12 protein-coding genes are annotated in these 12,411 nt (G+C 60.6%); 2 read left to right on the forward strand and 10 right to left on the reverse strand.

Features of this window, described 5'->3' with window-relative positions; translation table 11 throughout:
- Nucleotide 1 precedes the first annotated feature (1 nt).
- Nucleotides 2-709 (forward strand): ABC transporter ATP-binding protein, encoded by a 708-nt coding sequence (locus ABIA40_RS03515; protein WP_271543986.1) that lies wholly within the window; start codon nucleotides 2-4, stop codon nucleotides 707-709.
- A gap of 616 nt (nucleotides 710-1,325) precedes the next feature.
- On the opposite strand, the gene ABIA40_RS03520 is transcribed toward ABIA40_RS03515, so the two are convergent.
- The 7 genes from ABIA40_RS03520 to ABIA40_RS03550 form a co-directional block, all read right to left on the reverse strand.
- A complete protein-coding gene (locus ABIA40_RS03520; protein ID WP_404539122.1) occupies nucleotides 1,326-1,748 on the reverse strand; it encodes a hypothetical protein in 423 nt (140 codons plus the stop codon).
- A 4-nt stretch (nucleotides 1,749-1,752) separates the two neighbouring features.
- A complete protein-coding gene (locus ABIA40_RS03525; RefSeq protein ID WP_404539125.1) occupies nucleotides 1,753-2,691 on the reverse strand; it encodes a hypothetical protein in 939 nt (312 codons plus the stop codon).
- An 88-nt stretch (nucleotides 2,692-2,779) separates the two neighbouring features.
- A complete protein-coding gene (locus ABIA40_RS03530; protein ID WP_404539128.1) occupies nucleotides 2,780-3,313 on the reverse strand; it encodes a YkgB family protein in 534 nt (177 codons plus the stop codon).
- Between the two features lie 28 nt (nucleotides 3,314-3,341).
- A complete protein-coding gene (locus tag ABIA40_RS03535) occupies nucleotides 3,342-4,148 on the reverse strand; it encodes an SDR family NAD(P)-dependent oxidoreductase (RefSeq protein WP_404539131.1) in 807 nt (268 codons plus the stop codon).
- A gap of 57 nt (nucleotides 4,149-4,205) precedes the next feature.
- Nucleotides 4,206-5,204, reverse strand: a complete 999-nt coding sequence (locus ABIA40_RS03540) for an alpha/beta fold hydrolase (RefSeq protein ID WP_404539133.1) — start codon at nucleotides 5,202-5,204, stop codon at nucleotides 4,206-4,208.
- Nucleotides 5,205-5,275: 71 nt separating this feature from the next.
- Nucleotides 5,276-5,689 (reverse strand): cupin domain-containing protein, encoded by a 414-nt coding sequence (locus tag ABIA40_RS03545; RefSeq protein WP_271543994.1) that lies wholly within the window; start codon nucleotides 5,687-5,689, stop codon nucleotides 5,276-5,278.
- Between the two features lie 53 nt (nucleotides 5,690-5,742).
- A complete protein-coding gene (locus ABIA40_RS03550; RefSeq protein WP_404539136.1) occupies nucleotides 5,743-7,044 on the reverse strand; it encodes an epoxide hydrolase family protein in 1,302 nt (433 codons plus the stop codon).
- Between the two features lie 466 nt (nucleotides 7,045-7,510).
- On the opposite strand from ABIA40_RS03550, the gene ABIA40_RS03555 reads away from it, so the two are divergent.
- Nucleotides 7,511-10,402, forward strand: coding sequence for an ATP-binding protein (locus ABIA40_RS03555; RefSeq protein ID WP_404539139.1), 2,892 nt, complete (start codon nucleotides 7,511-7,513; stop codon nucleotides 10,400-10,402).
- A gap of 8 nt (nucleotides 10,403-10,410) precedes the next feature.
- Here the strand turns inward: ABIA40_RS03555 and ABIA40_RS03560 are convergent, their stop codons facing one another.
- The 3 genes from ABIA40_RS03560 to ABIA40_RS03570 form a co-directional block, all read right to left on the reverse strand.
- The gene (locus ABIA40_RS03560; RefSeq protein WP_404539142.1) at nucleotides 10,411-10,971 is read right to left on the reverse strand and encodes a hypothetical protein; all 561 of its coding nucleotides are present in this window, start codon (nucleotides 10,969-10,971) and stop codon (nucleotides 10,411-10,413) included.
- A gap of 182 nt (nucleotides 10,972-11,153) precedes the next feature.
- Nucleotides 11,154-11,417 (reverse strand): hypothetical protein, encoded by a 264-nt coding sequence (locus ABIA40_RS03565; protein ID WP_404539145.1) that lies wholly within the window; start codon nucleotides 11,415-11,417, stop codon nucleotides 11,154-11,156.
- Nucleotides 11,418-11,488: 71 nt separating this feature from the next.
- Entirely contained in the window at nucleotides 11,489-12,337 is an 849-nt protein-coding gene (locus tag ABIA40_RS03570) for an enoyl-CoA hydratase/isomerase family protein (protein ID WP_404539148.1), read from the reverse strand.
- Nucleotides 12,338-12,411: the final 74 nt, after the last annotated feature.

A 12,411-nucleotide genomic window follows, 5' to 3' on the forward strand; every position in this document is an offset into this window, starting at 1 on the left:
CATGCTAGACATTCGCGGATTGCACTCCCACTACGGTCTCAGTCACATCATCCAGGGCATCGATCTCGACGCTAGGGCCGGTGAAGTCATCGGCATCTTTGGGCGCAACGGCGTCGGAAAGACGACATTGCTCAAAACTATCGCCGGTTGGGTGACAGCGAGTGCCGGCACGGTCACGCTCGCTGAGCGCGGACTTTGCGGCCTTTCACCCGATCGCGTCTGTCATGCTGGCGTCGGCTTTGTGCCGGAGGATCGCCGCATCTTTCCAGGGTTGACTGTTGAGGAAAATCTGTCGCTGGGTTTGCTGCAGGTGAGGGGGCGTTCGAGACAGCAGGAGCACCGTGCGATTGATGCGATTTACGGTCGCTTTCCGCGACTGGGCGAGCGACGGCATCAGCTCGGCACGACACTATCCGGCGGCGAACAACAGATGCTGGCAATGGCGCGGGTCATGGTCGGTGAGCCACGTCTCGTGTTGATCGACGAACCAAGCGAAGGCCTGGCGCCAATGATTGTTGCAGAAGTCTTCGCAATCGTGCGGGAACTGCGCGATCGGGGGGCAATCGTGTTGCTGGTCGAGCAAAACGTACATGAGGCCCTGTCGGTCGCCGACCGCTTCCATGTGGTCGAACGCGGAAAGATCGTATTCAGCGGCGAGGCAGGCGTCGAGACCGATTGCACCCGGCTGATGCAGCTAATCGCGGTATGAGGACGATACCAAACTGATCACCACCAACTCCCGTCGCAAAAGAGGAGCATAGTGGATGAAGTCGCCCCCGGATGAATTGAGTTAAGTGGAAGGACGTCTGTTTCGGGCGCTTTCGAACGTTCATGATGGTCAGACGGCGTTTGACGACACTCCTCGCGCGTAGGCTCAAACAAGCTTCACCACCTGGAGATATCGATAATCCTGCCCCGCTCGTGCGGTGAAAGACCGGGAAGCAAGAACTTCCGCTTGCCAGTAAATTGAACATGATTATTTATGATCATGATCACTAGTGATCATGGTCACATTTTGATTTTGGGTCCAAATCTGAGCAGGTCGGTGCCGTTCGAATGCCATCCCTCGCTGGGAGAGGCGCTTCCTTATTTGGAAACGCCTGCCAAGCAATTGATATCATTGCAGGCGAATTCGGCCATTTTTTCCAGATGTTCATTGGAATCATTGAATATTCAAACTGATCTTGATTCCGCGATTCTGGCGTTCGCTCAGGGCAGACGTTGCTGCAGAACTCCCAGACCTACCGCTCCACTTCGGCTGTTCGTTTGGAAACTAGGCATTTGGAAAGGCGCCGCGTTGCCGGTGGCCAGGACCTAGCGTGCGTTCAGGCTACATGCCAAATTCTGTCTAGATCCTCACCCAGATCGGCTCGCTTCATCTGGTGCCCGCCGGTTACACATCGGCTTGCGCAGGGTCCGAGCCAATCTCGCAAGGCGGCGTCCTTCGTAAGCATTTTGCCGATAGCGGAGAACACAGCAGTGCCGATTGCTTGTTGCTGGCTGCGCAGATGGTCCTCAAGCAGCTTGTGTCGGGTAACGTAGCCGGCATTCACGCCTGGGATTGATTGGTTCATTAGCAGCTTTGCATCGAATTCTGAAACTCCAGCAGCTGTGGCAATGGTCCGGAATGTTTGGCGAAGATCGTTACCCCACTTCGAAAGGGTATCGCGATCCTCTTTTGTTTCGGCAAGATGGCCCGACTCACTGTCGCCGGGAAAGATCCATTTCCGCGACTGCAGCGGATACATCTGCCTACCGAAGCGTATCGCCCGAATGAGACACAGCATCATTTCTCGGGAGAGTGGGACGTCGAACGCTCGCTTCCTGCCGCCCTTTGGCTTTTCGATGTGTAGAGTTCGGCGGCGAGAGTCGACGTGACTCGGCTTCACCTGCTGTAGTCCGAGATCCACAAAGCAGCGTGAGCAGATGGAATTCGCGACGGACCGGATTTTCGAGGGCAGCCAACTCCCGGAACCATTCGGTCAAGTCGCTCGCGCCCATGCCGGTATCTCGGCGCTTCTCTTCATTCCAATCGACGGCGTCTGCTGGGTTGTCGCGTGGCAGAAATCTGTTGGTCTTGCGAGCATGATTGTAGATTGCGCGCAGCGTTCGCATGCAGCCATTTGCGATATACGGACCGTTCTCTTTCGTAATGTCGTCGTGCTTTCTGGCAACGCGAGCAGGATCCATCGCGAGTTCGCTTAGCGAAGTATCGAGCCATTCCGCAAAGAGGCCTTCTACCTGATCGCGATAACCGCTTATGGTCTTTTCACTGCGACCCTTTCGGATCAAGTGCGCTTCCCGATATCGCTGCCATGCTTGTCTGAGGGTGACAGTCGAAACCTCGATTTTCGCCTCGTTCCCAGCCTGGCCGGCGCCAGTCTCTCCATCTTGCTTCGCCGTCTTCGGATGCTGTCCTCTGCTGATCTGAGCCAGATATTCCTTCGCAATCGCGCGGGCTGCTCGGGTGGTCAACTCGCGCGTGTCGCCGATAGATACTCTGATCGAAGACGCCCGCTTTCCTCCCTGCCGGAGATCGCCACGGTCGGTCTGGCGCTTCCCGGTAAACAACGCCAGATGAAAGCGGCTTGCCGGGAATGTTGGGTATCGTCTGCTGAAAGTGCGGCGTAACCGTTTCGCCGATACCACGGGCGGCGGCAGGTGTCGCCATGGCGATGGCAATGGCAGCATAGGCTGCACTTAGGATGTCGCATTTTCATGGTCGTGTTCTCCTTCGGTTGCATGGAGGTGCTGATGCTGTTTTCCGAAAGTGGCCTGCTCACCTGCCAACCACAGTCTTGATTGAGTCGACGAATACCCAGAACGAGGCGGCGAACAGGCCGACATCCTTCAAAAGAAACTGACCCGGCGCGACGGTGATCGCGGGCGGTCCGAGCTCCGGCACGACGACCCCCGGCGTCGAGAGCATGAAGCTAAGTGTCGCAACGAAGAGTCCGGCGGAGAGCAGACCACCGGCAGCGGAGAAGATCGGACTCGCCAATCTGAGGGCGATCAGCAGCCCGATGCTGAGTTCGAGGAGCCCAAGGAAGGTGGAGAAGCCGCGGACCGAGAACAAACTATAGAACCAGCTCAGTAACGGGCTGTTCTCAACCAGCGGCACCAGCCCCTGGGCCTCGTAATCAGTGAACTTCATCCCGCCGAACCAGGCGTAGATGATCCCGAGCGATGCATAGAGGCCGAACCGGCTGAGTGGTTCGGCGTAGACAAGCACATGGCGCGCGTGATCGCGCCAACCGGCAATGGCGAGCGGGGCAAGGCGCGGCGTTGAGATCGGGATATTGAAGAGTGACATGGTTGGTCTCCAATTTGTTGAGCACGTGTTACGCCGCAGCCGCGATTCGGTATCGCGCCGGAACTGAGCTGAGGGAGAGGTTTGGTATGAGCTTCTGCCGCGCCGCTTCGTAGTTGGCCCAGTCCGCTGCATCTGGAAGCGAGGGAATGCTGACGACTTCACCCTGATCGAAGCCGGCGAGCGCCGCGTCGACGAGGTCATCCGACGTCATGACGATGTTGGATGGCAGATTGTCGACGGCGCCGCCGGCTGCACCCCAGAAGTTGGTCGCTGTCGCGCCGGGCAGGACGGTCTGGATACGCACGTTCTTGTCAGTCAGTTCCTTCTGAAGCGACTGGCCCAGGGCGAGGACGAACGCTTTCGTTCCGCCATAGACGCCGTTCAGGACTTCCGGTGCGATGGCGACCACTGAGGCAATGTTGATGATCGCGCCGCCTCCACGCGCAACGAGCGCGGGAGCCGCGGCATAGGTAAGCCGCATCAGTGCGGTCACGTTGAGATCGACCATCTCCTCCATGGCATCGACGTCGGACTGCAACAGCGGCTCGAGTCCGCCGACACCTGCGTTGTTAACCAGCATGGTGATGGCGGGGTCCGTGGCGACGATCGCCTCGATCCGCTTCAGGTCCGCCTTGTTTTTCAGGTCCGCGGCAACAGTCTTGACCATACGGCCCGTGGCGCCGGCGATGCGCGTCGCCAGCTGGTCCAGCCGAACCTCGTTGCGTGCGACGAGAATCAGATCGTAGCCCCGGCGAGCCAGCCGGTCGGCATAAACTGCACCGATCCCGGCGGAGGCGCCTGTAATGACCGCGACACCTTTGAGAGAGATGGACATTGCACTTCTCCTTGTTGGCGCCACTGGCGCGTTGGGGTTTGATACTTCTGGGTTAATCTACCGAAATGCGGCGCGAACTTCGTCGATGGTCTGCTTGGGATTCTGGAGGTGAGGGTAGTGCCCGATACCGGGAAGGAGCGTCAGCCCGGCGCCAATTCTGTCGGCGAGCTCGATCCCCATCTCCTTCTTGATGTAGAGGTCGTTCTCGCCCCACACGACCTTCACCGGGATCGCGAGTTGCTCCAGACGCGATTCGAAGTGATTCTGGTCCCGCGTAAAGTGCGCATAGTAGTACGAGAAGGCATCCGCTGTCGTTATTGCGCCGTGGCCCCAGGCACGTGACATGTCGTCCTTGAATTCGCGCGGCACATCGAATTGCGCTTCCTTGGGCAGGCCTCTTCTGAACGCGTTTTCGAGGATGTCGTCGCGGTTCTTGTTCAGCTGGTCCCGAGCCTTATCCATTGAAGGGCCAGCCTTCAGGCTCTGCAGGCTCGCATACATGTAGTGGGACCTGTCGAAGGGGGCGAAATCGCCGACGATGATCGACGTCGCGATGCCGGGCTTCTCCTGAGCCAGGAGAAGAGCCGGCAGAGCTCCGACGTCAGTCGCGTAGATCGTAAGCTTGGATGTGTTGATGCCCGCCTTGCGTATGTAGTCGTTCAAGACGCGCGCGTAGTCCTTGGGGGCGTACGAAAACCTGTCGACCTTCGGCCTCGAGGAAAACCCGAAGCCGGGCCAGTCGAAAGCGTGGACTTCGTAGTCGTCGGCGAGGGTAAGAGAGATACTTTTCCAGGCGTACAGCGTTTCCGGAAATCCATGCAGGAAGAGGACGGTCCCCTTCGGGTTCGCGTTGTGGACCACCATTCTCCGGAGCGTGATGTCCTCGTCGATCTCGATGAAGCCGACGTCGACCTTCTGTTCCTGTTCGGAAAGAGTTTGGGCGCGTGCCGGCGCACCCAAAGAGCCGGATATGGGAGCGCCGAGTGCCGTAGCCGCCGCGACCGCCATCGCTACGCCGCGGTGACATCGGTCGATTCTCTCCGAGATATTGATCATGTCGGTCTCCCAAATGCGAAGGTCGCGTGTGTCGCAGTCGTCATGCCGCTTGCCTGGCCTTCCTGAGCTGTTCACTCGCTCAGCATCAGAAGCGGCTTGCCCTTCTCGACGATGTACGTGGCAAGCTCGGCGGCCTTGACGGAGCCGATGTTCTTCACCGCATGCGGCGTTCCGTGCGGAATGAAGAGCACCTCGCCGGCCTTGACGGTCAGCGGCGGCCTGCCGTCGAGCTGATACTCCAAGGCGCCTTCGGTGACGTAGACGAGTTCTTCGCCGGGATGCGAGTGCCGGACCGCGCTCACGCCCGGGCCGAACTCAACGAGCACCTGGATGACCTCGCGTCCAGCAGCACCGAGATCGTTGCGGAGCAGGTTGGTGCGCTTGATGTCGCCCAGATTGACTTCGTGGGCCTGAGCCACAGGCAAGGTCAAGCCGGCGGCGACGAACAGTGCCGCAACTGCGGCGATGGTGCGGAGTGTCTTCATGGATATTGTCCTTCAGGGTTGATGGGTTGCAGGGCGTTGAGATCTGGCTCAGGTCAGAGATTGCGGAGAGGCCGAAACGCCGCGGCGACTTCCCGGGAGAAAAGTTCGGGTTGTTCCCACGCAGCGAAGTGTCCACCCTTCTCGACCTCGTTGAAGTAGATGAGGTTGCGGTAGGCGCGCCGCGCCCAGCTCTCCGGAGCGCGATAGACCTCGTCGGGGAAGACGGAGATCGCGACGGGAAGCGAGATTTCGGCTGTCCTCTGCGCGGAGGAGAGAATGACGCTCTGACCCGCCGTCTCCCAGTAGATGCGCGCGGATGAAACAGCCGTGTTCGTCAGCCAGTAAAGCGTGACGTCATCCAGCATCTCGTCGCGCGTGAGCAGGCGAAGCGGTTCGGCGTTGTTGTAGTCGAACATCCAGGCCGCCAGCCCGGCGGGAGAGTCGGTCAGCGCGTAGCCGATGGTCTGCGGCCGCGTTCCCATCATTGCGGCATAGGCCCGATATCTCTTGTAGAAGATTGAGAGTGCGTCGAACGCGGCTCGTTCCTTCGACGAGAGATCCTGCGGAGCAGCAGCGCCGGTGGCAAGCAGCGCCGCGATCTCGGACGGCACGGCCGCCGGCAGATTGATGTGGATGCCGAGCAACCCTGCAGGAGCCTGTCGCGCCATTGCGCTTGAGATCGGCGCGCCCCAGTCGCCGCCCTGGGCGACATAGCGGCCGTAGCCGAGGCGATTCATAAGTTCGGCCCAGGCTCGTGCGATGCGCTCCGGCCCCCATCCGAGACTTCTCGGCTTGCCGGAAAAGCCGAAGCCGGGGATCGACGGTAGGATAAGATGGAATGCGTCCTCTGCACGTCCACCATGGCTCGTTGGGTTGGTCAGAGGACCAACAGTCTTGAGCAGCTCGAACACTGAGCCCGGCCAGCCGTGCGTCATGATCAACGGCAGCGCGTTCGCATGACGTGAGCGGATATGGATGAAGTGAATGTCGACGCCGTCGATTGTCGTTGTGAACTGCGGCAGGGCGCTGAGCCTGGCTTCGGCTTTGCGCCAGTCGTATTCAGTGGCCCAGGAGCGCATAAGTTCGCTGAACGCGGCGAGCTGAAGGCCCTGCGATCCGTCATCAACCGTCTCCCGGTCGGGCAGGCGTGTCGCAGCGACGCGCCGCCTAAGATCGCTCAGTGCCTCATCAGGGAAGTTGACACGAAACGGGCGAATTACATTGTTCGGTTCAGCCAGAGCGTGGTGAAGAGGAAACAGGCCAGCGGTGCCGGCAATCGCAATACCCATCGCAGCGCCGCCGAGCAGGGCGCGCCGATCCTGGTCGATAACTTCGTAAACGTGCGGCCTGTCCATCTTGCTCTCCCTTGCCTGACCGGGCGTTGACCATCTGGTTCGCGCACCGCCCGTGGCTTGAATGTCGCCGGAGAGCCGGAAAATAGCTTGTTAGGTGTTGTTAGACGCTGTTACCAATTGTTTACGTTGAAGAAATTCGCTACGCGGCAACCACATGCCTGCCGATGTCAAGATCCATGCCTGCCGATGTCAAGATCCATGACTGGGGTCCGGCAGCGATTGGTCGTGGTGAGTGTGACAATTTGGCCGGATCAGCGGTACTGGAAGTGCCGCTCCCTCCGTTGCACTCACTTGCACCTCACAACGTGCAGCTTCTTCTTGAGCTGCAAAACCTCCGATAACGATGTTGTCCGCACACAGATCGCCGGGCTTTCGGTGGTTTTCCCCGAAAGAAAAGGGAAGCTTGATGGGGGCAGACGCGGTACAGTGAATTCCGCAAACCAGCAATCGACAAGGGTGAGCGCAAGTGACCGGGCTTGACACAACGAGCGGTTCTCGCGCCAATCTCGTGAGGGCTCCGCACGACGCAGGCATCGCCTCCTTCGGACCGTTCTCCCTTCACGACAAGACGCGGCTGCTTGAGAAGGACGGGGTGCCCGTCAAGCTGGGCAGCCGCGCGCTGGATATCCTGCTGCTGTTGGTCAGCCGGGCTGGCGATATCGTGTCGAAGAATGAGCTGCTGGCCCACGCGTGGCCGGGCCTTGCCGTCGAAGAGATTAGTTTGCGAGTGCATATCGCCGAGCTTCGCAAGGCGCTCGGTGACGGCAAGGAGGGGGCGCGCTACATCACCAATGTACCGAGCCGCGGCTATTGCTTCGTCGCACCGGTGCAGCGCATCGCAGACGCATTTCCGGTGGTTTCACCTTCTGAGCAGGCGCCGAGCGCCCCTGAGGCGTCTGTGCCAGTCCTGCCTCCCCGCCTGGAGCGGATGATTGGGAGGGATGACGTTGTGCGGGAAGTGGCGCAGCGTTTGCTAGCCGAACGCTTCATCACGCTCAGGGGCCCTGGTGGCATCGGCAAGACCACCGTTGCGATCGCGCTGGCCCACGAACTCTCGGCCCGATTCGAAGGTCAGGTTCGCTTTCTCGATTTCAGCATGGTGAAGGATGCGGCGCTTGTCGCCGGCACGGTGGCCTGGGCCCTTGGGCTCGTGGTGCACCATTCTGATCCAACGGAAAACATAGTCGGTCACCTGCGCAACCGGCGCCTGCTGCTGGTACTCGACAGTTGCGAGCATGTCGTCGAGGCGATTGCGGCACTGGCGGAGCGCATCCACCAGCAGGCGCCTGGCGTCAGCATTCTCGTCACCAGCCGCGAGTCGCTGCTTGTCGAAGGCGAGCAGATCTTCGAGCTCGCCCCACTCGAGGGGCCGCCGCAGGGGGCGAGGCTGAGCGCACGCGAGATGCTGGCCTATCCGGCTGCGCGCCTGTTCACGGAGCGGGCGGCTGCGGCAGGCCATCGCGAGGAAATCGCCGACGAAGACGCCGAGATTGTCGCCGAAATCTGCAGCAAGCTCGATGGCATTGCGCTGGCGATCGAACTCGCCGCCGTGCGGGTCGGCACGCATGGATTGCGCGAGATAGTGACGCTGCTCGACGGCCGGCTAAAGCTGGAGTGGCGCGGCCGGCGGACGGCGCCTCCGCGCCATCAAACCCTCGGTGCAACGCTGGACTGGAGCTATGGCTTGATCAGCGAGAGCGAGCGCATCGTTCTGCGTCGCCTTGCCATCTTCGCCGCTCCTTTCACTTTGCAGGGAGCGACTATGGTCGCAGGCGAGGAGGGCGAGCCGGTCGAGCATATAGTGGAGTCGCTGGAGCAACTCGTTGCCAAGTCGCTGATTTCGGTGCGGCCTGACGCCCCCGTCACGCGCTATCGGCTGCTTGACACCACCAGGGCCTATGCCACGCAAAAGCTCGCTGACAGCGGTGAAGCGACGAGCATCGCGCGCCGGCATGCCCGCTATATCCAGCACGCGCTCGAAACGACGGCGACGGATTCAGGCGCTGGCAACCAAGCCTCGAGTTCGCGAGCTCGGACGCTGCTGTTTTCCGATGCGCGTGCCGCGCTGCAATGGGCTTTCGCCAATGATGATGGCGCTGGACTGCGCGTTCCGCTCGCCGGCGCTTGCGCCAGGCTGTTCGTCGAGCTCAATCTGCTGGACGAAGGGCGCCTATGGTCGAGCCGCGCGCTCTCGATGCTTGATGATTCGACCCGCGGCAGTGCGTGGGAACTGGAGCTTCAGGCAACGCTCGGACACGCTTTCATGTTTACCGAGCGCAATAGCGATCAGGCTGAACTGGCGCTGCGCCGCGGCCTCGAAATTGCCGAGGCGCTGGGTGACCGCCCCAACAAGTTTCGTCTGCTGGCGCGTTTGAATATGTTCTATCGGCGCACTGGTGATTTCCGCGAACTGCTTCCCACTGCTTTTGAGGCGGAACGTGTTGCGCGTGAGATCGGCGACAAGGCCGGTCTTGTCGGAGCCAAAGCACTAGTCGGCGTTTCCTATCACCTGATAGGCGATCAGAGAACTGCGCAACTGCATCTCGACGAGGGCCTTTCGGATGCCGGTGCGCTCCGCGGGGCTCAACCCGGTCATTTCGCTTACGCGAGAATGCCACAGGTGCCGCTCGCGCGCGTGCTATGGCTGCTTGGGTTCCCCGATCGGGCGGTCGAATGCGTTCACTCTATCATTAAGGCGGCGCCACAGGACGCGGTGATGCATTGCATCGCTTTGTGCTGGTCTGCATCACTCTATGGTTGGATCGGGGATTGGTCTTCAGTTGAGCAGATGGCCGGACGTATTTCGACTCATGCCGCGAGCCACGCACTGGCGCCATATCAGGCCGTAGCCACCGGTTTTCGAGCGCAGACAATGATCGCGCGCGGTGAGCGCAAAGCAGGAATCGAATTGCTGCAAAACGTGCTGGCACGTTTGCATGCGGATCGTTACGAACTGTATGCATCTGCCTTCATCTCCGAGCTTTCACAGGGATTGGCAGAGTTGGGTCAATTGGCGGAGGGGCTGCGCATCCTGCATGAGGCAATCGCCCGCATCGAGCCGGCCGGAGCGGCTTTCGACGCGCCGGAGCTTCTGCGCCTGCGCGGTGAACTCGAGGCGCGCGGCGGTGACACGAACGCGGCAGAGGCAAGCTTTGTGGCCTCGATCGCACTGGCAGAGAAGCAGGGCGCGCTGTCGTGGCGGCTGCGAACGGAAACATCGCTGGCCCGCCTTCGACGCAAGCAACGCAGGGCGAAGCCGCTGCACGGACTGGCCGAGACCTATGCCCGCTTCACGGAAGGCTTCGAAACGGCCGACCTGAAGGCTGCACGCGAACTGCTGGACGAGGCTTCAAAGTAGTCGCTGCGTCAGCCGAAGCGGAAGTCGGAGAGGTCGATCGACACCATCAGCGTATCGAGCATCGGCTTCAGGTCATCCGCGCGCAGATAAGCCCGGCGTCGGGTCGGAATCCAGATGCCGTCCACGTTCACGTGGTCGGATACGTACTGCGCCGCCGGGAAGCTGCCGGCGATATCGACGCGGTAGTCGTGCCGGCGGATGAGCATGTCCTCGCCGAAATAGAAGTCCTGCTCGGAGCTATGGCTCGCGATCTCCGCGGGAAAGGTGGCCCTCAAGCCGCGCCAAGTTTCCGCTTCGTCGCGCCAGGGCTCGATTTCCTCGACCTTGAAACCGTCCATGGCGAGCAGGAACGGTGTGGTGAGGTAAGTCCAGAGCGCGTATCCGTTGAAGTAGGCGCGATGCAGCGGGTCCCAACTCGTTCGCAGATCGTGCCGCGCAAACGAAGCGCGGGGATCGGATCGTTCGGCGACGATGCTGCCATCCTCGGCAAGGATGGCGATGCGGTTGGATGTGAAGGCGGTATGCCTGCCTTTTTTTTTTTTTTTCCAAACGGCGCGACCGATGCCCATTGCCGATGCAGCTCGACCTGCATGGTCCGCGCGACCGGATCCTGCGGGACGCCCTTGAGGGCCCAAAGGTCGCCGCCGCTGACGATGGTCGCGGTGAGCGTGTGGTGAGATTTCCAGCGGTTCAGGCCTCCGTGGGCCTCGATCGCGTCTTTCAATAACGGAAGCATTCTTCGTCTCCCAGCTCAAATATTTGCTTCTGCGCCAGCATCAGCATTGCCGATCAGCTTCGATCGTCGTGACCTGTGTTGCCGCTGCTGTCGAACGGCTTGACGCATGACCGCGTGGCGGCCCGTCAATTTGAACCGTGCGGGCGGCGAACAGCGCCGCACCGTATCCGAATTGGAGCTGGCCTTGCCGAGAACATCTCGCAGCACCCCGAGTAACGGCGTGCCGCCATCGGCATCGGCGCTGCGTGCAGTTTCGCCAACTTGGATGGTGAAGGTCATGAGGCGATCTCCTGAGAATTGCCAGATGAAGCGCACATCGCGCGCTTACATTTTCGACTGTGGCGTAGGCTTTAGCTGCCGAGCTGACCGACGTAGTGTCCTAGGCGATTCTCGACATCGCCCGGCCGATGAAAGCCGCGTGCCATCAGCGTTTTGATCCTGGCCTGAGCGGCAGGACGTCCGAGCGAGGCAACAAAAGCGTCCCACTCCGGCGCAATGTCCGAATCCGCAGGCAAGCTTGCCGCATCGACCAAGCGTTTGGTGTCAACGATGGCCTGCTTGTCAAAAGACGCGATCCGCATGGCTAGCGCATCGACGAAGGTGTCGAGCTCCGCATCCGCAAGCGATCGATTGACGTATCCATACCGCTCGGCGAGCTCGCCGCAAATATCGTCGGCGCTGAGAAGAATCTCCAGCGCGCGTCCGCGCCCGACCAGGCGAGGCAACCGCGCCATCGGCCCACCACCGGGTACGAGGCCGGCACCAACTTCCCATTGCGAAAGAATGGCCCTTTCGCGGCTCGCGAAGCGCATGTCGCTCGCTAACGCGAGTTCGCTGCCGACGCCCGTCGCCCGCCCGCGGATCGAGGCGATCGAGACGACCGGCGCGCGACTGAGCCGTACCAGCATATCGGGAAGAGCTTGCAGCCCGGTCGGTCCGGGCGGGATACTCGTCGAGTCCTCAAGGGGCGCGAGGAAGTCGTAGTGCGTCAGGAAAAAGCCTTCGACAGCGCTGTCGAATACAACGACCTTCACCTTCTCATCGGTTTCTAAGGCCGCAATGATTTCATCAAGCTGTGGGATGCTTTCCGGACCGAAAATATTCAGCGGCGGATGGTTGAACGTGACTCGCCAATAAGAGGGCAGGCGTGGCTCGAGCCGGACACGTGGCGCGGCAGATGTCTTCTCTAGGTGGGTCATAATGCACTCCTTGGTTGCTCACCGACCTTCCCCCATGAACTCTCAGAACGCTCGTTAGGCGTTGTTAAACGGTG

The sequence above is a fragment of the Bradyrhizobium sp. USDA 223 genome, assembly GCF_044909005.1.
In the GTDB taxonomy this organism is placed as follows: Bacteria; Pseudomonadota; Alphaproteobacteria; order Rhizobiales; family Xanthobacteraceae; genus Bradyrhizobium; species Bradyrhizobium yuanmingense.